The sequence below is a fragment of the Pseudomonas macauensis genome, assembly GCF_047902425.1.
GTDB lineage: Bacteria > Pseudomonadota > Gammaproteobacteria > Pseudomonadales > Pseudomonadaceae > Pseudomonas.
Genome location: NZ_CP138377.1, coordinates 2,141,434 through 2,162,891, shown reverse-complemented (window position 1 = coordinate 2,162,891; position 21,458 = coordinate 2,141,434). Strand labels below are relative to the sequence as shown.

The following is a 21,458-nucleotide window of genomic DNA, read 5'->3' as shown; positions in this document are numbered from 1 at the left end:
GACAGGAACCAGCCATGAACTTTTCGCAATTCTTCATCCAGCGGCCGATCTTCGCTGCCGTGCTTTCGCTGATCATCCTGATCGGCGGAGCCATCTCGCTGTTCCAGCTTCCGATCAGCGAATACCCCGAAGTGGTGCCGCCCACCGTGGTGGTGCGCGCCAACTTCCCCGGCGCCAACCCCAAGGTGATCGGCGAGACCGTCGCCGCGCCCCTGGAACAGGCCATCACCGGCGTCGAGAACATGCTCTACATGTCCTCGCAGTCCACCGCCGACGGCAAGATGACCCTGACCATCACCTTCGCCCTGGGCACCAACCTGGACAACGCGCAGGTGCAGGTGCAGAACCGTGTGACCCGCACCGAGCCCAAGCTGCCGGAGGAAGTCACCCGCATCGGCATCACCGTCGACAAGGCCTCGCCCGACCTGACCATGGTCGTGCACCTGACCTCGCCGGATAACCGCTACGACATGCTCTACCTGTCCAACTACGCCATCCTCAACATCAAGGACGAGCTGGCGCGCCTGGACGGTGTGGGTGACGTGCAGCTGTTCGGCATGGGCGACTACTCCCTGCGCGTGTGGCTGGACCCGAACAAGGTCGCCTCGCGCAACCTCACCGCCAGCGACGTGGTGCAGGCCATCCGCGAACAGAACCGCCAGGTCGCCGCCGGCTCCCTCGGCGCGCCGCCCGCGCCCAGCGCCACCAGCTTCCAGCTGTCGATCAACACCCAGGGCCGCCTGGTCAACGAAGAAGAGTTCGAGAACATCATCATCCGCAGCGGCCCGGACGGCGAGATCACCCGCCTGAAGGACATCGCCCGCGTCGAACTCGGCTCCAACCAGTACGCCCTGCGTTCGCTGCTGAACAACCAGCCGGCCGTGGCCCTGCCGATCTTCCAGCGTCCCGGTTCCAACGCCATCGCCATCTCCAACGAGGTGCGCGAGAAGATGGCCGAGTTGAAGAAGAACTTCCCCCAGGGCGTGGACTACTCCATCGTCTATGACCCGACCATCTTCGTTCGCGGCTCCATCGAAGCGGTGGTGCACACCCTGTTCGAAGCCCTGATCCTGGTGGTACTGGTGGTCGTGCTGTTCCTGCAGACCTGGCGCGCCTCGATCATCCCGCTGGCCGCGGTGCCGGTGTCGTTGATCGGTACCTTTGCGGTAATGCACGCCTTCGGCTTCTCGCTCAACGCGCTATCGCTGTTCGGCCTGGTGCTGGCCATCGGTATCGTGGTGGACGACGCCATCGTGGTGGTGGAGAACGTCGAACGGAACATCGGGCTGGGCCTCACCCCGATCGAGGCGACCAAGCGTGCCATGCGCGAGGTGACCGGGCCGATCATCGCCACCGCCCTGGTGCTGTGCGCCGTGTTCGTGCCGACCGCGTTCATTTCCGGCCTCACCGGGCAGTTCTACCGGCAGTTCGCGCTGACCATCGCGATCTCCACGGTGATCTCCGCGTTCAACTCGCTGACCCTGTCGCCGGCGCTGGCTGCCGTCCTGCTCAAGGGGCACCACGAGCCGAAGGACCGTTTCTCGGTACTGCTCGACACGCTGCTGGGCAGCTGGCTATTCCGTCCGTTCAACCGCTTCTTCGACCGCGCCAGCCACGGCTATGTCGGTACCGTCACCCGCGTGCTGCGCGGCAGCTCCATCGCGCTGATCCTCTATGCGGGGCTGATCGGCCTGACCTATCTGGGCTTCTCCAGCACCCCGACCGGCTTCGTGCCGCAACAGGACAAGCAGTATCTGGTGGCCTTCGCGCAACTGCCCGACGCCGCCACGCTGGACCGCACCGAAGACGTGATCAAGCGCATGTCGGACATCGCCGGCAAGCACCCGGGCATCCAGAGCACCGTGGCCTTCCCGGGCCTGTCGATCAACGGCTTCACCAACAGCCCCAACAGCGGCATCGTCTTCACCACCCTGAAGGACTTCGATGAGCGCAAGGGGCCGGGCATGTCGGCCAATGAGATCGCCGCCGAGCTGAACAAGCAGTTCGCCGATATCCAGGACGCCTACATCGCCATCTTCCCGCCGCCGCCGGTACAGGGGCTGGGCACCATCGGCGGCTTCCGCCTGCAGGTGGAGGACCGTGGCAACCTGGGCTACGAGGAGCTCTACAGCCAGACCCAGAACATCCTCAACAAGGCCCGCGCGCTGCCGGAGCTCAACCCCATGTCGGTGTTCACCAGCTACCAGGTGAACGTGCCGCAGGTGGATGCCGCCATCGACCGCGAGAAGGCCAAGACCCACGGGGTTGCGATCAGCGACATCTTCGACACCCTGCAGGTCTACCTGGGCTCGCTGTACACCAACGACTTCAACCGCTTCGGTCGCACCTACCAGGTGAACGTCCAGGCGGACCAGAAGTTCCGCCTGGAGCCCGAGCAGATCGGTCAGCTGAAGGTGCGCAACAACCTGGGCGAGATGGTCCCGCTGGCCACCTTCATCAAGATCAGCGACACCTCCGGCCCCGACCGGGTGATGCACTACAACGGCTTCATCACCGCCGAGATCAACGGCGCCGCCGCACCGGGCTACAGCTCCGGCCAGGCGGAGGCGGCGATCGAGCGGCTGCTGAAGCAGGAACTGCCCAACGGCATGACCTACGAGTGGACCGACCTGACCTACCAGCAGATCCTCGCCGGCAACACCGCGGTGTTCGTCTTCCCGCTCTGCGTGCTGCTCGCCTTCCTGGTGCTGGCCGCGCTGTACGAGAGCTGGGGCCTGCCGCTGGCGGTGATCCTGATCGTGCCGATGACCCTGCTGTCAGCCATCACGGGGGTGATCCTGTCCGGTGGCGACAACAACATCTTCACCCAGATCGGCCTGATCGTACTGGTGGGCCTGGCGTGCAAGAACGCGATCCTGATCGTCGAGTTCGCCAAGGACAAGCAGGACGAAGGCATGGACCGCCTGAGTGCGGTACTGGAAGCCTGCCGCCTGCGTCTGCGCCCGATCCTGATGACTTCCATCGCCTTCATCATGGGCGTGGTGCCCCTGGTGCTGTCGTCCGGCGCCGGCGCCGAAATGCGCCATGCCATGGGTGTCGCAGTGTTCTCCGGGATGCTCGGCGTGACCTTCTTCGGCCTGCTGCTGACCCCGGTCTTCTATGTGCTGATCCGCCGCGTCATGGAAGCCCGTGAAGCGAAGAAACAAGCGCGAGCCACCCTGAACCACGAGGCGCATTCGGTATGAACGTGAAACTCTTCGCCCCCGCCCTGCTCGCGCTGGCCTTAAGCGCCTGCATGGTCGGCCCCGACTACCAGAAGCCGGACACCGCGCCGGCTCAACTGGACAGCAACGCCCAGGCCAAGGACTACGACCGTACGCGTTATGAAGACGCCTGGTGGAAGCAGTTCGACGACCCGGTGCTGAGCCAGCTGGTGGACCAGGCCCTGAAGGAAAACCGCGAGCTGCGCGTGGCCTATGCCCGCGTGCTGGCCTCGCGGGCGATCCGCGACGACGTTGCCAACGACCGCTTCCCCACCGTCACCAGCCGCGCCTCCGCGCAGATCGGCAAGGGCCAGGTGCCGGGGCAGACCGAGGACCGGGTCAACCAGGAGCGTTACGACCTGGGCCTGGACATGATCTGGGAAGTCGACCTGTTCGGCCGCGTGCGCCGCGAGCTGGAATCCAGCGATGCCCTGAGCGACGCCACGGTGGCCGACCTGCAGCAACTGCAGGTCAGCCTGATCGCCGAGCTGGCCGATGCCTACGGGCAACTGCGCGGCGCGCAGCTGCGCGAAAGCATCGCCCGGAGCAACCTGGAGAACCAGCGCGAGTCCCGCGACCTGACCATCCAGCTGCGCGATGCCGGCGTGGGCAACGAACTGGACGTACAGCGTGCCGAAGCGCGCCTGGCCGCCACCGAAGCCAGCGTGCCGCAACTGCAGGCCGAGGAAGTCCGGCAGCAGAACCGCATCGCCACCCTCCTCGGCCAACGTCCGGACGCGCTCTCTGTGGACCTGTCGCCGAAGAAGCTGCCGGCCATCGCCAAGGCCTTGCCGATCGGCGACCCCGGCGAGTTGCTGCGCCGCCGCCCGGACATCGCCGCCGCCGAACGCCGCCTGGCCTCCGCCACCGCGGACGTGGGCGTGGCCACCGCTGACCTGTTCCCGAAAGTCAGCCTTGGCGGCTTCCTCGGGTTCACCGCCGGCCGTGGCTCACAGATCGGCTCGTCTGCCGCCAATGCCTGGGGCGTCGCCCCGAGCATCACCTGGGCAGCCTTCGACCTGGGCAGCGTGCGGGCTCGCCTGCGGGCCTCCAAGGCCGACGCCGACGCGGCCCTGGCGACCTACGAGCAGCAGGTCCTGCTGGCACTGGAAGAGTCGTCCAACGCTTTCAGCGACTACGGCAAGCGCCAGCAGCGCCTGGTCTCCCTGGTGCGCCAGTCCGAGGCCAGCCGCAACGCGGCGCAGCAGGCCGGCCAGCAGTACCGCGAAGGCACCGTGGACTTCCTCAACCTGCTGGACGCCGAACGCGAGCAACTGGCCGCCGAGGACGCCCAGGCGTTGGCGGAAGTGGACGTCTATCGCGGCATCGTCGCCATCTACAAGGCCTTGGGCGGCGGCTGGCAGCCCTCGGCCTGATAGTTCCTCTCCCGGTCGAGACGACCTCGACCCTTCCTGCCCTGCGGTCTGCGCTCCTGACCGTGGGGCTTTTTTATGGGCGCTCCCACAAACAGGACATGCCGAGGTTCCGGAATCTGTCAGATGCCGGTGCGTTGATCAGTGTTTTCCAATGGCAATAGAAAAAGCGCCGACCAGTCCTTGGCCGCAGACTGCTGAAAAGAGGAACAGAGAACAGGCCTCCATGAGCAACGAAAGAGGAAGAGGCAGAAAAGGCCCGCCCTCCCATTCCGATGCCGCGTTACGCAAGGTCCTTGCGGATGTACGCCGTGGCGCAGCGATCCATCCGCGCCTGAGTGACCTGCTCATCCACCTGGGCTATCTCGAACGCGGCTCCTGCAGCCTGCACCTGACACTCAAGGCCTATCGGCTGCTCCGCAGCATACCCAGGCGGCCTGAGCGGCATTACGGCTTGGGCAATCGATCCCAGGCGGCTATCATCCGCCCGCCCGGCTTTCACGGATCAAGGCAATTCGAGCAGCCGCTGGCCTAAACTTCATCTATCGGAACACTGCGACAAGGACATGCCATGGACTCCATCCTCGTCACCATCGCCATCATCGTCTTCGGCATGTTCATGCTGGGGATCGGCTTCACCATCCGCGAGCGGGGCGTTGGCGTACTGCTGATGTGGATCGGCGTGCTGAGCATGCTGTCGGTCATCACCTATCGGATCTACCTGGCGACATCGGTGTAGCAGCGGGCAGCGGCCCGCTCCGCGATGTGCGCATGGACCGACCGTGGTTGGTCCAGTTCGAGCGAATGCAGCCCATACCGTAGGAGCGGACTCCGTCCGCGATGCTTTCGCTCTTCGTAGGGCGCATAACGCCTGACGCGTTATCCGCCGTTTCTGAGGTTTGGGTGTTTCTGCGCCGCTTCGGCGTGCTCGGATGTCTCTTGTTTCGCCCCCTCGGGCGACCTCCTTTGGCAAACGACCCAAAGGAGGCAAAGGTCTTGCCCCATCATCCGGGTCCCGCTTCGCGGGACTTCCCTCGCTCCATCGGAGTTTCAGGGGCCCGCGTCGACGGGCCATCCATGGCCCAACGACGCTCTCGCGGCATCCATGCCGCTCAACCCCTGAAACTCCGACTCCACTCGGCCTCCTGAAGGGGCGCTCCGGTGCGCGCGGATATTTCTCTGGAAGTCCTCACAGCCAAAGCAGAGCGTCCTGCTCCGAGGTGGCTCTGCTCCCGTAGGAGCGGACCTTGTCCGCGAAGGTCCGCCACCGTCCCCAACGCAACCGGCTGAACACCTTGATCTGTAACGCCGGCCTTGCCGTCGAATCGCGGAGAAGCTCCGCTCCTACAAGAGCATCGCCCTACAGATGGGTATCGCTTCGCTCCACGCCATCCTACGAAAAGCAATCCAGCATGAAGCAGCCAAAGTCGCAGGCGCGCGCAGAGTCCCGTCAGGAGGCCGAGTGGAGGTATTGCGCAGAGGGGCGAGCGGCATGGATGCCGCGAGAGGCGTAGAGGGCCATGGATGGCCCTTCTACGCCGACCCTCGGAGCAATACCGGAAGGAGGGAAGTCTTCGCGAAGCGAAGACCCGGATGCCGGGACGAGCCCTTTTGGTTCCTTTTGTGGCGTTTGACAAAAGGGACTCGCCCGAGGGGGCGAAACAAGAAATCCCAGCACACGCCGAAGCGGCGCATGCACCCCCAAACAAAACGAAAAACATCGCGGACGAAGTCCGCTCCTACAGAACCGTGCCGACGCCACGGGCGCCCTTGGCGATCCGCCGCTGCCCTACCGGCCCATCGCCCGCGCATAGCCCTTGGGCGAGAAGCGCAGCGTCACCCCCAGCATCGCCACCACCGACACCGCCAGCAGTATCCAGGATGCCTGGAAGGTACCGGTGCTGTCGCGCAGCGCGCCGGTCACGTAGGGAATGATCCCGGTGACGATGAAGCCGATGCCCTGCACGAATGCCGCCAGGCGCCCCGCCGCGCCGGGATCGGACAGATGATCCAGAGTCAGCGTCAGGCTCAGGGCGAAGCACGAACCCAAGCCGTAGCCGATCAATGCCACCCAGAGGCCGGAGAGATGTAGCGGCGACATGATCAGCCCAACGAAGCCGGCGAGCTGGATCAGCAGGCACAGGCTCAGCCAGCCGCGACGATCCGACGAGCCACGGCTCAGCAGCGGAATGGTCAGCGCGGCGATCACCTGGAAGATGGTCATCAGGCCGATCAGCCCGCCGCTGGCCTGGGCGCTCCAGCCCAGTTGGCGGTAATACACCGGCAGCCAGGCGACCATGCTGGTGTAGCCGCCGTTGATCACCCCGAAGTACAGCGCCAGCAACCAGGCACGGCGGCTGCCGAAATAGTGCTGCACCGCCTGCCGTGGCGGCGTGGCCAGCGGCGTCTCGCGCGGACGGGCGACCGCCCACAGCAGCAGCCCGATGATCGCCAACAGCAGCCAGGCGCCGAGACCGTCCTGCCAGCGGTGGAAGTGCTCCGACAGCACCGGCGCCAGCACCGCGGCGCTGCCGCCACCAGCCATCAGCGAGGCCGAATACAGCCCCATGGCCGAGGGCACCTTGTGCGGGAACCAGCGCTTGATCACCCCCGGTACGAACGCCTGGATGATCGCCACCCCGGTACCGGCCAGCACGGCGCTGGCGATCAGGGCCATGCCGCTGTCCAGCAGCAGGCGCCAGAAGCAGGCGGCGCCGATGGCCAGCAGGCCGGCGACGACACCTCGGCTTTCCCCCAGGCGCGGGCCGACCCAGGGCAGGGCCAGGGCGAACAGGCCCATGCACAGCACCGGCAACACGGTGAGCATCGAGGCGCCCTGGAAGCCCAGGCCGGTGGCGTCACGGATATCGGTGAGCAAGGGGCCGATGGAGGTGAGGATCGGTCGCAGGTTGATGCCCAGCGCGACGATCACCAGCAGGCCGATCCAGCTGGCGCGGGCCGTTTCTTCCGCCGGTACGGCGATGCTGCGACTCATTTGCCGTGCGCCTGCCAGCGCACGTAGAGCCCCTCTTCCCCGAGCGGCCGCAATGGCCGCAGCGGCAATGCCTGCTGTTGCGGCGGCAGGGTCATCTGCTGGTAGACCCTGGCGGTGGACAGGCCAAACGGCTCGCCGTCATCGTTCGAATAGGCGAAGTACGCCGCCTCGACGCCACACAGGTGCATGGCCGCCAGGCACATCGGGCATGGGTGGCCGCTGGCGTAGATCACGCAGCCCTCCAGGCGCGGCGTACCAAGTACGGAGGCGGCGCGGCGGATGGTCAGCAGTTCGGCGTGGGCGGTCGGATCGCAGTCCAGGTGAATGGAATTGGCGGCGCGGGCGATCACCAGGCCGTCCTTGACCAGCACGGCGCCGAATGGGCGGCCGCCGGCGTCGATATTGTCACGAGCCAGTTGCAGGGCTTCGCGCATGAAGTCTTCGTGTTGCATGGCAGTTCTCTTCAAAATCGGCATGGGCTCAATGCGCGCCGGCGGCTTCCAGCATCCTGGCGATGGTGGTCTGGTTGCGCTGGCGGGCGTGTTGCAGCGGCGTGATGCCGTCGTTGTCGGCCAGGTTCAGGTTCGCCCCGGCGCTGATCAGTCGTTGCACGATGGCCTGGTGACGCGGACCGCCATCGCTGAGCAGGATGGCTTCGAGCAGCCCGGTCCAGCCGAGCTTGTTCACGTGGTCCGGGTCGACGCCCGCGCGCAGCAGGGTGTCCACCACCTCGACATGACCGCGCTCGCAGGCCGGGATCAGCGCGGTACCGCCATAGCGGTTGGTGCTGCGCAGGTCCGCCCCGTTGGCCAGGGTCAGCTTGAGAATCTCCAGGCGCCCCGCTGCCCCAGCCAGCAGGTAGGCACTGTCGTGGATACGGTTCTTCCGGTTGACGTCGGCGCCGGCGGCGATCAGCAGGCGGGCGACAGCGACGCGGTCCTGGGCGGTGGCCAGGAGCAACGGCGTGTTGCCCTGGCTGTCGGTGACGTCCACCGGCACGCCACGCCCCAGCAACGCGGCCACGTCCCCGTCGCGCCCGGCGCTGGCGGCGCTCAGCAGGGCCTCTGCCGCCGCGCGGCTGTGCACGTCCTCGGTCTGAACGGTCGGCGTGTCCATTGGCGCTCCTCTGTCATCACCAGAGGCTGTGGGGAGTGACGATACCCGTAGCGTCGCCAGACGCGGTGCAGCCCGTGGCAGGCGCGGCGAAGCGGCAACAGCCTCGAAAAGAATGTCGCTAGTATGACGAAGGGGCATTCTATGTTGAAATTAAATAGAAACATGCCATTCAGTGGTAAACGTAATGCTAGACCCCAACCTCCTGCGCAGCTTCGTGATGGTGGTGGACGCCGGCAACTTCACCCGTGCCGCCGAACTGCTGCACCTGACCCAGTCCACCGTCAGCCAGCAGATCCTGCGGCTGGAGCAGAGCCTGGACTGCCGCCTGCTGGACCGCAGCCAGCGCCAGGTGCTGCCCACCGAACAGGGTGAACGCCTGCTCGGCTACGCCCGGCGCATCCTCCAGCTGGGCGGCGAGGCGCGCGAGGCGCTGAGCAGCGAGCACAGCGAAGGCGTGCTACGCCTGGGGATGCCCGAGGACTTCGCCGGCGAACGCATGATGCCGCTGCTGGCGGCCTTCAGCGTGGAGCGTCCGCGCCTGCGCCTGGAGGTCTCCAGCGGTCTCAGCCAGGAGCTGTTGCGCCAGTACCGCAGCGGCGAGCTGGATCTGGCGCTGGTCAAGCAATGGGGCGCCGACAGCGACTGCCTGGCGCACTGGCCGGAGCCGCTGGCCTGGCTGGACAGCGCCGACAACCCCGCCGCCGCCCGCGATCCGCTGCCGCTGGTGGTGTTCCCGCTCGGCGCGCTGTACCGCCAGGAGATGATCCACGCCCTGGAAGCCAGCGGGCGGCGCTGGCGCATCAGCTACAGCAGCGGCAGCCTGGCCAGCCTGTCGGCGGCGGTGGCCGCGGGGATGGGTGTCAGCCTGTTGCCGTTGCGCGGCCGCCACGCCGGACATCGGCTGCTGGACGCCACGCAAGGCTTCGCCCCGATCGACGGGCTGGAACTGGCGCTCTACGCCCGCCCCGAGCTGGACAGCGTCGGGCGTAGCCTGTGCGAACAGCTGCGCAACCTGTGCGCGCAGCTCGCCGAGGTCACGCCGTCGCGCTGATGTGGTCGATGAACTGTTCGGCGGGCACCGGCTTGCCGAACAGGAAGCCCTGCAGCGAATCGCAGCCCAGACGGGTGAGGAAGTCCTGCTGGCGCGGCGTTTCCACCCCTTCGGCGACGATCCGCAGCTCCAGCGCCTGGCCCAGAGCAACGATGGCCGAGACGATCGCCGCGTCGTCGCTGTCCTGCTCCAGATCGCGGACGAAGCCACCGTCGATCTTCAGCTCGTTGGCCGGCAGGCGCTTCAAGTACAGCAGGCTGGAATAGCCAGTGCCGAAGTCGTCGATGGACAGGTCCACCCCCATCTCCGCCAGGCGGCCGAGGATTTCCAGGCTCGCATCGGCGTCGCGCATCGCCGTGGTCTCGGTGATTTCCAGGGTCAGGCAGTTGGCCGGCAGCTGGTAGCGGCGCAGCGCGCCGGCCACCGAGTCCACCAGCCCGGCGTGGCAGAACTGCAGCGCCGAGAGGTTCACCGCCACGCGCCAGTCGCGGTAGCCCTGCGCATACCACAGGCTCATCTGCCGGCAGGCCTCGTCCAGCACCCAGTCGCCAATACCGATGATCAGGCCGGTGCGTTCGGCCAGGCTGATGAAGGTATCGGGCATCAGCAGGCCGCGCTGCGGATGCAGCCAGCGCAGCAGCGCCTCGGCACCCATCGGCTCGCCGCTGGCGGAGAACTTGGGCTGGTAATGCAGGACGAACTCGCGCCGCGCCAGGGCCGCGCGCAGGTCGTGGAGCAGTTGCAGGTGGTTGCGGGCGTTGGTGTTCATCGACTGCTCGAAGAAGCTGTAGCCGTTCTTGCCATTGCCCTTGGCGTGGTACATCGCGGCGTCGGCATTGCGCAGCAGCTCCTGCTGGTTGGCGCCATCGCCGGGATAGAGCGCGATGCCGAGGCTGGCGGCGATGCGCAACTCCTGGCCACTGACCTGGAACGGCTGCGCCAGCAGGCCGACCTGCTGGCTGGCGATGGTCACGGCGTCTTCCGGCTCGGCGAGCGACACCAGCAGGACGAACTCGTCGCCGCCGATGCGCGCCACCGTATCCTCGCTGCGCAGGTTGTCGCGCAGGCGGCGGGCGACATCCTTGAGCAGCAGGTCGCCGACATGATGGCCGAAGGCATCGTTGACTGGCTTGAAGCCATCCAGGTCGAGAAACATCAGTGCGAAATGCCCGCCGTTGCGCTGCACCTTGCTGATCATTTGCTCGATGCGGTCCTCCAGCAACACACGGTTGGGCAGGCGCGTCAGGTTGTCGTGCAGGGCCAGTTGGGTGAGCTCCTGGTTGGCCCGCGCCAGCGACGAGCTGAGCAACGCGGTGCGCGACTCCAGGCGCGCATCGAGCACCGAGGTCAGCAGGGCGATACCGATCACCGCCAAGGTGACGACGATGATCAACACCGCCATCCAGTCATTGCCCAACCCACTGGGCGCCGCGCCACAGAAACTGCCCTCGGGGAAACGCGCCGCGGCCATGCCGGTGTAGTGCATGCCGACGATGGCCACGCCCATCACCAGCGCCGCGCCGCCACGCACCAGGCGCACATAGGGCGTGTTGCGACGAAGGCGGAAGGCGATGTACAGCGCCGCGCCCGAGGCGAGCACGGCGATCAGCAGGGACAGGCCAAACAGCAGTGGGTCGTAGTCGATGCCCGGCTGCATGAGCATCGCGTACATCCCCAGGTAGTGCATGCAGCTGATCCCCGCACCCATTGCCAGGGCGCCGAGCACCAGTTGCCAGGGCGGCAGGCGCTCCTGGCTGACCAGCGCCAGGGCGAATCCGGAACTGAGTACGGCGGTGGCCAGCGACAGCAGCGTGAGCGGTATGTCATAGCCCAGAGCAATGGGCAGGCTGAAGGCAAGCATGCCGATGAAGTGCATCGACCAGATACCGATGCCCATCGCCACCCCGCCGCCGCCAATCCACAGCAGCGTCGGCCAGCCCCTGGCGGTGGCGATCCGGCCGGCCAGGTCGAGGGCGGTGTAGGACGCCAGGATCGCTACACAGAGCGATATCAGGACCAGGGAGGGATCATAACTGCCAGTCAGCATGGGGACTCTCGAGGCGCGCGGTTAAGGATCGCGCAAAAGGCCCGAATTTTAGCGAAAACCCTGGTGGCAAAACACTGGCAAAGATGTCAGTTCGTCGCTATCTGCGATGGGTCGTACCGGTGCAGGCACCCCTGCGCCATCCACGGACAGACCCGCGCCCAGAGGAAGCCCTGCTCCTGGCGCCCGTCCGCGTTGTAGTAGGCCAGTTGCAGCCGTTCCGGCGTGAAAGCCAGTCGGGCGAACCCCGGACTGGCCAAGGCGAACGGCACGTCATCGGTCGGCGCTGCGGGTTTGAAGGTATCGATGGTCTGCCCACCGCCGCCGGAAATCAGCCAAGCCGGCTCACCGGGGTGTACCAGTACCTGCTGGTTGTGCTCATGGCCCGACAGGTAGATGTCCACCCCGCTGCGCTGCATGGCCGGCAGCAGCTGCGCCAGCAACTCCTGGTCTTCGCCATGCTTGCCACCACCGCTGCGAATCGCATGGTGCGCCACCACCATCTTCCACATCGGTGCGGGGCCGCTGCTGGCGAAGGCCGCTTGCAGGAAGTCCGCCTGGCGCTGGCGGCCGGCGGCATCCTGGGAGGTATCGAGGAATACGACGCGCAGCAGCGGACGGCCCTCGACCTCGCCGAAATCGCGCACATAGAAGGGATCGGGCATCTGGAAACGGCCGGAGCCCGCGCCCTTGCGCCCATAGTCCAGCTCGACGGCAGCGGACTTCGGGTAATCATGGTTGCCCAGCACCGCATAGAAGGGCACATGGCTCAGCCAGTCGCCGTGATAGACACGCTCGAACTTCAGTTGCCAGGCGGGATCGTCGATCCCCGTGAGCGGCTTGCCGTAGAAGTTGTCGCCCAGCAGCAGCACCATGTTCAGCCCGCCCTCGCGCTCGGCGACCTGCTCCATGCCCCGCGCCACGCGCCATTGCTGGAGATCGCCGCTACCCTGGTCGCCCAGCGCCAGCAGGGTAACCTGCGAGGCCGGCTGGCCGGATAACGGGGTGTAGTGCGGCGGCGGAACCATCACCATGAAGCCCGCCAGGCTCCCGGCGACCGCCAACAGTGTGACGAGGATCAGCAACAGGGTGCGCCGACGACGCCGGCGCGGCGAAGAGGAGGCAGCGGGACTCGGAGAGCGGGTGGACATGGCGGGCCCCTGGGACTTACCGGTTGTGGGTAGCCGCAGTGGAGCACGCAGTAAGTTAATTCTGAGTTAAGGCGTCATCGCCTATATCTGGCGGCCATAGCGATCCACCCTGGACACACCGCCATGCCCCCCTACCGCCACCTCGCCCTGCTGCTCCTGCTGGGCGGCCTGCTGTTTTTCACCGCACTGGGCAATCACCAGTTGCAGGGTTCCACCGAACCACGGGTGGCCGGCATCGCGATGGAGATGTACCTCGACCATGACTGGGTGACGCCACGCCTGAACGGCCTGCCCTTCCTGGAAAAACCGCCGCTCAGCCTATGGCTGGACGTCACCGCCATGCGCCTGTTCGGACCGACCGCGCTGGCCGCGCGCCTGGCCTCGGCGTTCGCCGCGCTGTTCTGCGCCCTGCTGCTCTACGGCACGCTCAAGCGCCTCGGGCGGCCGCCGCTGCTGGCGCTGTGTACCGCGCTGATGCTGATGACCATGGCCAGCTTCTGGGGCAATGCCCGCCAGGTCGGTGAAGACGCCCTGCTCACCCTGGGCGTAACGCTGGCGCTGCTGTCCTTCCTGCGGGCCTGGCTCGCCTCGCCCGGTCGGCCCGGCCACTGGCTGGCCTTCACCCTCGGCATCACCCTCGCCACCCTGAGCAAAGGCGTGCTGGGCCTGGCGCTGCCGGGGGTGGTGATCTTCGCCTGCCTGCTCTGGGACAGTATCACCCGGCGGCGCCTGGAGATTGCCGCCTGGGTCCGTCCGGCGCTCTGGACAGTGCTGGGCCTGGTCCCGCTGCTCATCTGGCTGATGTTCCTGTACCGCGACGGCGGCGTCCCGGCCCTGCAGGAAATCCTCTGGACCAACAGCGTCGGGCGCTTCAGCGGCTCGTTCAGCGAGGCCGGCCACTTCGAGCCCTTCTACTACTACCTGATCCGCCTGCCGCAGGCCTTCCTGCCGTGGAACCTGCTGCTCTACCTGGGGCTCTGGCACTTCCGCAAACGCCTGGCGAGCGACCGCTACCTGCTGTTCTTCTGCCTCTGGCTGGCGGCGCAGTTCACCCTGCTGACGTTCGCCTCCAGCAAGCGCATGGTCTACCTGATGTCGCTCGCCCCGGCAGCAGCGGTGATCGGCTCCGAGTACGGCCGTGAGCTGCTGCAGCGCTGGCAGGTCCGGGATTCCGGATGGGTCCGCAGCGCGCTGATCGCCCTGATTCTGTTGGTGCCCGGCTTCTACCTGGGCTACGCGCTGTGGATCGAACCGCGCGCGGACCAGAAGGAATCCTTCCTGCCGCTGACCCGGGAGATTCGCCAGCAGGAGTTGGCGGGCCGGCAGGTCACGTTGTTCCAGCCCAGCGAGCGTCTGGCCGGTGCTGCGGTGTTCTACAGCCGCAGCCGTCTGCCGGCGCTGGACACCCACGAACAACTGATGGCGCAACTGAACCAGCCCGGCGGCCGCGTGGCCGTGCTGGAAAGCCTGGAGACGCCACAGCCGCCGCTGAGCGTGCTACGGCATTTCCGGGTCGGCCAGCGCGACTACTACTTCGTCGGGCACGAATGAGGCGGCGTTGACCTGCCAGGCTACCGACGCCAGCGGGAGCGGCTAACCTTGCCCTATCGCCACCGCCCGCACAGGAGCCGCTTCCCTTGGCGAAGCACCCGTCGATCCTCAGCCTGCCCTTCCGCCGCCTGGCCAACCCCTACACCCGCTACCGCTACGCCGCCTGGATCCACTGCATCCGGGTCGGCCTGGCGCTGCTGGCCTCAATGCTGCTGACCAGCGCACTCAAGCTGCCCCATGGTCTCTGGTCCTCGGTGACGGTACTGGTGGTGATGGGCGGACTGGTGCACCAGGGCACCATTCGCGGCAAGTCCTACGAACGGATAGTCGGCACCCTGGTCGGTGCAGCGCTGGGCCTGTGCGTGATCGCCGTCTACGACCAGACCCGCTCCCAACTCCTGGCCTACGTGTTGATGTCGGTATTCGGCGCCGCCTCGGCCTTCTTCGCCATCCGCCGCCCCGGCTACGTGGCGCTGCTCGCGGGGATCACCCTGTGCATCGTCGCGGGGCCGGGGGAGACCGGCTTCACTGAGGGTCTGTGGCGCTCGGCCAACGTATTGATCGGGGTCGCCATCGCCCTGCTCTTCTCGCAGATCTACCCGCTGCGAGCGGTCTACGTCTGGCGCTACCTGCTCTCGGACAACCTGCGGGCCTGCGCGCGGATGTATGGGCAGTTGTCGTCCAACCACGATTTCACCCCGGAGCATTTCGCCCGCCAGCTGGAAGAACTGGATCATCGCCTGGTGGCCTCGCGTGCCCACCTGGGGCCGGTGGCGCGGGAGACCGGGATGCCGCTGCGCGACCTGGAGATCATCCAGCGCATCCACCGCGCCGTGATGGGCACCCTCGAATCGCTGATCGCCTCGCGCCAGTTCGCCGCCCAGGCCGGTGAGATCGAACCGGTGCCGTCGAGCCTGGACCATCACCGGCAACTGATCGGCCGCCTGCTGCTGCAATCGGCCCACGCCCTGAAGTTCAGCCGCACCAGCAAGCTGGTGCAGGCCTGCCAGGGCCTGGAGCACCTCCCCGCACGCCCGCAGAACCTCACCGACTCCTTCGAGAAGCAAGGCTTCTACTGGCTGACGCTGCGCCTGTACGAACAGGTGGAGATGCTCTCGGAGAAACTCGCCGCCACGGCGCCGCACTGGAACATCCAGAGCCGCGACCGCACTTGATCCAGCAATGAAACCGGCCCGGCAGCTTACGCTCCGGGCCGGTGTTCAACGCCTGGTCAACCGATCAGGCCGCAAAGCCGCCGTCGATGGTCAGGCTGGCGCCGGTGATATAGCCGGCTTCCGGGCCCGCCAGGTAGGCGACGAAAGCGGCGATTTCTTCCGCACGGCCGTAACGGCCGACCGCCATCAGGTCCATCAGGGATGCCGCGAAGTCGCTGTCAGCCGGGTTCATGTCGGTGTCCACCGGGCCGGGCTGCACGTTGTTCACAGTGATGCCGCGCGGACCGAGGTCACGGGCGAGGCCCTTGGTCAGGCCGACAATGGCCGACTTGCTCATGGCATACACGGCGCCACCGCCGAAGGGCATCCGATCGGCGTTGGTGCTGCCGATGGTGATGATCCGGCCGCCCTCGCCCATGTGCCGCGCGGCGGCTTGGGTGGCGACGAAAACGCTACGCACGTTCACCGCCAGGGTGCGGTCGAAGTCGTCCAGGTTGAAGTCTTCCAGCGGGGCGATGGCCAGCACGCCGGCGTTGTTCACCAGGATGTCGATACGGCCGAAACGCTGGGCGGCACTGTCGATGGCGGCCTGCACGGACGCGGCGTCGGCGCTGTCGGCCTTGATCGCCAGGGCGCGACCGCCGCTGGCTTCGATGCTGGCGGCGAGGTCTTCGGCCTTCTGCGCCGAGCTGACGTAGGTGAAGGCGACGCTGGCGCCTTCATTGGCCAGGCGTTGCACGATGGCGGCGCCGATGCCACGGGAACCGCCTTGAACGAAAGCGACTTTGCCGGCGAGGGGTTGGTTAGTGCTCATGTGGGACTCCGTTTGCTGGGGTGGGAGAAATTCGACAGGGCCAGTCTCCTCCCCCAGACACTTCCGCAGTAGCCAGTAATCGCTATATTCAGTCGATACAGAATGTCCGGAATCGCTTCATGGAAAGCCTGATCAGTATCGAATGCTTCGTGCGCAGCGCCGAGGCCGGCAGCTTCGCCGCCGCCGCGCGGCGCATGGGCCTGACGCCGGCGGGGGTGAGCAAGAGCGTCGCCCGGCTGGAAACCAACCTGGGGGTGCGGCTGTTCCAGCGCAGCACCCGCAGCCTGACGCTGACCGAAGCCGGCGAGCGCTTCCTCCTCGAGGCCAGCGGCGGCCTGGCGAGCCTGCAGAGCGCCATCGCCAACCTGGCCAGCGCCGATGGCCAGCCCAGCGGCGTGTTGAAAGTGAGCATGGGGCTGGTGTTCGGCCGCGACTACATCCTGCCGCTGCTACCGGACTTCCTCGGGCGCTACCCGGCGATCCGCCCGGACTGGCACTTCGACAACCGCCAGGTGGACCTGATCGCCGAGGGCTTCGACGCGGCCATCGGCGGCGGATTCGAACTGCCGCCCGGCGTCGTGGCGCGCAAGCTGTCGCCGGCGCACCTGGTGCTGCTGGCCTCACCGGCCTATCTCGACGCCCATCCGCCAATCCGCTATCCGAGCGACCTGCCCAGCCATGACGGCATTCGCATCCGCTCGCCGCAGACCGGTCGGGTGCGCCCCTGGCCGCTGGTCAACCGCCAGCACGCCCAGGCGCCCATCGCCCTGAAAGAGCGCATGACCCTGAGCGACCCGGAAGCGGCCTGCTTCGCCGCCCTCAAGGGGCTGGGCATCACCCTGGTCAGCATGCAGCACGCATTGCCCTACCTGGACGATGGCCGGCTGGTCCGGGTGCTGCCGGAGTGGTACGTGGATGCCGGCAACACTGCCATCTACTACGCCGCGCAGAAGCTGCTGCCGGCCAAGACCCGGGTATTCGTCGAGTACGTCGTCGAGCACTTCCGCGAGTCCGGCCTGGAGCAGCGCTTCTCGGCGGTCTGAGGCGGGCAGGATTCCGAGGGGAACGCCTAGCCCTTGCTCGCGGACACGCGCATGAAGAAAGCCCCCGCCAGTGCGGGGGCTTTTCATTTCGCGGACGGAGTCAGCTCCTACGCGGGCGCAAAGCTATGTATTTCCCTGTAGGAGCAACTGTCTTCTACCGGGTTAATCCCTGCCTGCGCTTCCCCCTCCCTCACCCCAGCCCTCTCCCTCAGGGAGAGGGAGCCGTCCGTGCCGGCTGACACTACGGTTTCATCCTGCACCGAACAGTCCCCTCTCCCGCTTGCGGGAGAGGGTTAGGGTGAGGGGCACTTGATCTTGTAGGAGCGGATTCATCCGCGATGGATTTCGCGGACAAGGCCGCTCCTACGGGAGCAAAGCCGGTGAGGAGCAAGGCGCTCTGTTTTGCTCACGAGGACTTCCAGAGAAATCTCCGCACGCACCGGAACGCCCCTTCAGGAGGCCGAGTGGAATCGGAGTTTCAGGGGTTGAGCGGCATGGATGCCGCGAGAGCGTCGTCGGGCCAGGGATGGCCCGTCGACGCGGGCCCCTGAAACTTCGATGGAGCCGGGGCCGGATGATGGGGCAAGACCTTTGCCTCCTTTGGGTGGGGCGGCCATCCGTAGTTTGCCAAAGGAGGTCGCCCGAGGGGGCGAAACAAAATCTCTCAGCCCACACCGAGCGGCGCAGAAACACCGAACAAGACGGCGGATAACGCTTGAGGCGTTATCCGCCCTACATCTGATTCATCACGTAAGCAAAAACCCCGCCAGTGCGGGGCTTTTCTCAAGAACAGCGGATCAGCCGCAGTTCACCTGCTGCACCACCTGATGATCGTCCACGTCGATATTCAGGCGCTGGGAGTTGTACTCCATGGTGACCGGCTGGTGCGGGCGCAGCACACGCGCCACGCTGGCGCCGGCGTCGCGGCGGGCCTGCTCGGTCAGGGTCGGGTCGATAGTCTTGCCGACCAGCGTCTGCACGGCCTTGGCGTCACAGCTCGCGGACGGCGTCGACGGCGTTTGCGCAGCCTGCGAGGCGGTGTCGGACGAGGTGTCCTTGGCGCTGCAACCAGCCAGCGCGGCCACGGCGAAAAGCGACAGCAGGGTCACTCGGTTCAAGGGCATGGAAAGCCTCCCTGAGGTTGAGTTTGAAAAATGCGTGAGGGCGCTCACCTTACCAGCCTGAAACCCCGAATGGGGCATTGAAGTATTGCAACCTGCTGCACGAGAGTGCTCGCCACAGAGCGGCACGGCGCCTTTTACACAACCTTTACACTGGCTGGCCTTACCAATCTCCGCGGGCGGATGTCTCATGGATATCGGGCTCCATGCCGGGTCCCCCAGGAGGTACATCATGCTTCGCCGCCTTCCCCAGTTCGCCGTACTCTGCGGTTGCCTGGCCCTCGCCGGACAGGCAGCGGCCAACAGCAACAGCGATGCCGCCGCCATCGGCGCGGTAGTCGGCGCCGTGGTCGGCGGGGCGATCGTCGCCGGGTCGTCTCCAGCCCCCTACTACGCGCCACCTCCGGCGCCGTACTACGCACCGCCCCCAGTGGCCTACTATCCACCGCCACCGCCCCCGGTGTACTACCAGCCGGTGCCGGTCTACCGTCCCGTCGTGGTGGTGCCGGGGCCCCGCTACTACGGCCCACGCTACTATGCGCCCCGCTACTACGGGCCGGCTTACTACGGTCCGCCGGGGCACTATCGCCACTGGTAATTCGCACTGGCCCCGCTTCGAGCGGGGCCTTTCGTTTCAGCTACCTCGGCAAAGGTGCCGACAAAAACGCTAGCCCTGGCCGCCGCCCCCGGTCCGTGGAGTCATGGACAGATTGCCGGCCAACTCCTCGAACAGCGTCACCACCGCGCGCAGTGCGCGGCAGTCCGGACGAGTCAGCAGCCACAGGTGGGTGCTACACCCCGGCAACTCGCCCTCCAGTACCCGCAGGCCGTCGCCGGGGCGCAGCAGGAAGGCGGGCAGCGCCGCCAGCCCCAGGCCCGCGCGGCACAGGTCGAGCACCGAGAGCATGCTGTTGCAGCGGTACGCTGGGACCACCGCCGGGAACGCCTGGCGGCGCCACGCGACGCTGGAGTGATCGGGCAGGAAGTCGTCCGGGGCGATCCAGCTCATGTCCTGCCAGGGCCGCTTGCCTTGCTCGGCGAGGTAGTCGCGGTGGGCGCAAAGGACGTAGTGCACATCGCCCAGGTTGCGCCCGACCAGGTGCTCCGGTGGCGAGCTGGTCAGGCGCAGGGCGATGTCGGCGTCACGGCGGCTGAGGTTGGCGAAGGCGTTGGAGGTGGTCAGTTCCAGGTTTAGTGCCGGGTAACGCTTCATGAAGCGCGCCAGCGCCGGCAGCAGCAGACCTTGCAGCACGGTGTCGGAGCAGGTCAGGCGCACGGTGCCGCTGAGCACGTCGTGCCCCTGTTCCAGGCTCAGCCGCGCAGCCTCCAGCGCCTGCTCGGCCAGCTCCGCCTGGCTGGCGACCTGTTGCGCGGTGGCGGTCGGCAGGTAGCCGTGGCGGCCCTTTTCGAACAACGCGGTGCCCAGCGCCTTCTCCAGGCGCCGCACGGCGCGGAATACCGTGGAGACATCCACGTCCAGCAACTCCGCCGCACGGGCCAGGCTACCGCCGCGCACCAGCGCCAGTACCAGGGCAAGATCGGCGTACTCGAGACGATATTGCATAGACGCACTCCGGCATTGCACAACCGCCAATTTTGGTTGCACCAGCGCAACTATAAATTGCTCCCATCGGCCCGCCAATGGGCCTCGGCGCAAAGGGGAGCGAAACATGAGGCGGCAACGCAAGGGTCTGCGCATCGGCTTGATCGGCGACCGTGACAGTCGCGTCATCGCGCACTGGGCGATTCCCCTGGCGCTGCAGCAGTCGCTGCTGCCCCACAGCGGCACCCTGCGCGTCGACTGGCTGGATACCCCGCGCCTGGCGGCCGGTTTGCCGCTGCACGCCTACTCCGGGTTCTGGTGCATCCCCGGCAGTCCCTATCTCGATACCGAGGGAGCGCTGCGCGCCATCACCTATGCCCGTACACACGACGTTCCGTTCCTCGGCACCTGCGGCGGCTTCCAGCACGCGCTGCTGGAGCGTGCCCGCCAGGTACTCGGCTGGCAGGATGCCGCCCACGGCGAGACCGCCCCGAACGCCGAGCGCCCGGTGATCCATGCCCTGCCCTGCTCGCTGGTGGAAGTCAGCGAAACCATCACGCTGCGTCCAGGCTCGCGCCTGGCGGCGATCTACGGCCTGCCGAGCATCCGCGAAGGCTATCGCTGTAGCTACGGGGTGAACCCCGAGTTCCAGGACGCTCTGTTCGGCGACTCGCTGCGGGCCAGCGCCCTCGGTGAGGACGGCAGCATCCGCGCGCTGGAAGCCACGGACCACCCGTTCTTCCTCGCCACCCTGTTCCAGCCCGAGCGCAAGGCGCTCGCCGGCGTCGGCGTACCGCTGGCGCAGGCCTTCCTGGCCGCCGCCTTCGAATACGCAGCCACCGCTGTCGGGAGCCCCGCATGATCGCCAAGACACCCCAACCGCCCTATTACGCCGTGGTCTTCACCTCCCTGCGCAGCGAGCAGGACGACGGCTACGCCGACACCGCCACACACATGCTGGAACTGGCCGCCGAGCAGGAGGGTTTCCTCGGCGTCGAATCCGCTCGGGGCAGCGATGGACTCGGCATCACGGTGTCCTACTGGCGCGATGAAGCCGCCATCGGCCGCTGGCGAAACCTATGCGAGCACCGCAGCGCCCAGCAGCGAGGGCGGCGGGACTGGTACGACGCCTTCCAGGTACGGGTCTGCCGGGTGGAACGCGCCTATGGCTTCGAACGCTGAACGACCACTGGTCTCCCATGGAAAACGCCTTCACGGGCATTGGAGAAATCCTACATTCGATTTCCCTGCCCATTC

The 21,458-nt window shown here is 66.7% G+C and carries 19 protein-coding genes; 11 read left to right on the top strand and 8 right to left on the bottom strand.

Annotated elements, in window-relative coordinates; all coding sequences use genetic code 11:
• Nucleotides 1-14 precede the first annotated feature (14 nt).
• The 4 genes from SD196_RS10275 (at nt 15) to SD196_RS10260 (ending at nt 5,336) form a co-directional block, all read left to right on the top strand.
• Nucleotides 15-3,206 carry an efflux RND transporter permease subunit gene (locus tag SD196_RS10275; RefSeq protein ID WP_275607784.1) on the top strand — a complete coding sequence of 1,064 codons (3,192 nt, stop codon included), beginning with the start codon at nt 15-17 and terminating at the stop codon, nt 3,204-3,206.
• Nucleotides 3,203-4,600, top strand: a complete 1,398-nt coding sequence (locus tag SD196_RS10270; protein WP_331313960.1) for an efflux transporter outer membrane subunit — start codon at nt 3,203-3,205, stop codon at nt 4,598-4,600. The genes SD196_RS10275 and SD196_RS10270 overlap by 4 nt, the downstream gene beginning before the upstream one ends.
• 223 nt (nt 4,601-4,823) lie before the next feature.
• A complete protein-coding gene (locus tag SD196_RS10265; protein WP_416311390.1) occupies nt 4,824-5,132 on the top strand; it encodes a hypothetical protein in 309 nt (102 codons plus the stop codon).
• 36 nt (nt 5,133-5,168) lie between these two features.
• Nucleotides 5,169-5,336, top strand: coding sequence for a hypothetical protein (locus tag SD196_RS10260; protein WP_178119515.1), 168 nt, complete (start codon nt 5,169-5,171; stop codon nt 5,334-5,336).
• Nucleotides 5,337-6,386: 1,050 nt separating this feature from the next.
• On the opposite strand, the gene SD196_RS10255 is transcribed toward SD196_RS10260, so the two are convergent.
• From SD196_RS10255 to SD196_RS10245, 3 genes are read right to left on the bottom strand one after another with little or no spacing between them, the layout of a single operon-like run.
• Nucleotides 6,387-7,592: a CynX/NimT family MFS transporter gene (locus SD196_RS10255; protein ID WP_416311389.1), complete on the bottom strand. Its 1,206-nt coding sequence runs from the start codon at nt 7,590-7,592 to the stop codon at nt 6,387-6,389.
• The gene (locus SD196_RS10250; protein ID WP_371226428.1) at nt 7,589-8,044 is read right to left on the bottom strand and encodes a nucleoside deaminase; all 456 of its coding nucleotides are present in this window, start codon (nt 8,042-8,044) and stop codon (nt 7,589-7,591) included. Before SD196_RS10250 ends, SD196_RS10255 begins: the two co-directional genes overlap by 4 nt.
• Before the next feature lie 28 nt (nt 8,045-8,072).
• Entirely contained in the window at nt 8,073-8,708 is a 636-nt protein-coding gene (locus SD196_RS10245; RefSeq protein ID WP_416311388.1) for an ankyrin repeat domain-containing protein, read from the bottom strand.
• 184 nt (nt 8,709-8,892) lie between these two features.
• On the opposite strand from SD196_RS10245, the gene SD196_RS10240 reads away from it, so the two are divergent.
• Complete coding sequence (locus SD196_RS10240) at nt 8,893-9,759, top strand: LysR family transcriptional regulator (protein WP_331313949.1); 867 nt, start codon at nt 8,893-8,895, stop codon at nt 9,757-9,759.
• Here the strand turns inward: SD196_RS10240 and SD196_RS10235 are convergent.
• The gene (locus SD196_RS10235) at nt 9,743-11,806 is read right to left on the bottom strand and encodes a putative bifunctional diguanylate cyclase/phosphodiesterase (protein ID WP_275607790.1); all 2,064 of its coding nucleotides are present in this window, start codon (nt 11,804-11,806) and stop codon (nt 9,743-9,745) included. The genes SD196_RS10240 and SD196_RS10235 overlap by 17 nt on opposite strands.
• A gap of 86 nt (nt 11,807-11,892) precedes the next feature.
• On the bottom strand, nt 11,893-12,954 hold the full coding sequence (locus SD196_RS10230) for a metallophosphoesterase (protein WP_416311387.1): 1,062 nt from the start codon (nt 12,952-12,954) through the stop codon (nt 11,893-11,895).
• Between the two features lie 123 nt (nt 12,955-13,077).
• On the opposite strand from SD196_RS10230, the gene SD196_RS10225 reads away from it, so the two are divergent.
• Both SD196_RS10225 and SD196_RS10220 read left to right on the top strand, forming a co-directional pair.
• Nucleotides 13,078-14,505, top strand: coding sequence for an ArnT family glycosyltransferase (locus tag SD196_RS10225; protein ID WP_416311386.1), 1,428 nt, complete (start codon nt 13,078-13,080; stop codon nt 14,503-14,505).
• A gap of 86 nt (nt 14,506-14,591) precedes the next feature.
• Complete coding sequence (locus tag SD196_RS10220; protein WP_275607793.1) at nt 14,592-15,680, top strand: FUSC family protein; 1,089 nt, start codon at nt 14,592-14,594, stop codon at nt 15,678-15,680.
• 64 nt (nt 15,681-15,744) lie between these two features.
• Here SD196_RS10220 and SD196_RS10215 read toward each other — a convergent pair whose 3' ends face one another.
• Entirely contained in the window at nt 15,745-16,494 is a 750-nt protein-coding gene (locus tag SD196_RS10215) for a 3-oxoacyl-ACP reductase family protein (protein ID WP_275607794.1), read from the bottom strand.
• Between the two features lie 119 nt (nt 16,495-16,613).
• Between SD196_RS10215 and SD196_RS10210 the strand changes: the two genes are divergently transcribed.
• A complete protein-coding gene (locus SD196_RS10210; protein WP_416311385.1) occupies nt 16,614-17,537 on the top strand; it encodes a LysR family transcriptional regulator in 924 nt (307 codons plus the stop codon).
• Nucleotides 17,538-18,334: 797 nt separating this feature from the next.
• Here SD196_RS10210 and SD196_RS10205 read toward each other — a convergent pair.
• Nucleotides 18,335-18,661, bottom strand: a complete 327-nt coding sequence (locus SD196_RS10205) for an I78 family peptidase inhibitor (RefSeq protein WP_275607796.1) — start codon at nt 18,659-18,661, stop codon at nt 18,335-18,337.
• 229 nt (nt 18,662-18,890) lie between these two features.
• On the opposite strand from SD196_RS10205, the gene SD196_RS10200 reads away from it, so the two are divergent.
• Nucleotides 18,891-19,256 (top strand): hypothetical protein, encoded by a 366-nt coding sequence (locus SD196_RS10200; RefSeq protein ID WP_275607797.1) that lies wholly within the window; start codon nt 18,891-18,893, stop codon nt 19,254-19,256.
• Nucleotides 19,257-19,325: 69 nt separating this feature from the next.
• Here the strand turns inward: SD196_RS10200 and SD196_RS10195 are convergent, their stop codons facing one another.
• Entirely contained in the window at nt 19,326-20,243 is a 918-nt protein-coding gene (locus tag SD196_RS10195) for a LysR family transcriptional regulator (protein ID WP_275611974.1), read from the bottom strand.
• Between the two features lie 85 nt (nt 20,244-20,328).
• On the opposite strand from SD196_RS10195, the gene SD196_RS10190 reads away from it, so the two are divergent.
• A complete protein-coding gene (locus tag SD196_RS10190; protein ID WP_275607798.1) occupies nt 20,329-21,063 on the top strand; it encodes a glutamine amidotransferase-related protein in 735 nt (244 codons plus the stop codon).
• Complete coding sequence (locus tag SD196_RS10185) at nt 21,060-21,383, top strand: antibiotic biosynthesis monooxygenase family protein (protein WP_275607799.1); 324 nt, start codon at nt 21,060-21,062, stop codon at nt 21,381-21,383. Before SD196_RS10190 ends, SD196_RS10185 begins: the two co-directional genes overlap by 4 nt.
• Nucleotides 21,384-21,458 lie beyond the last annotated feature (75 nt).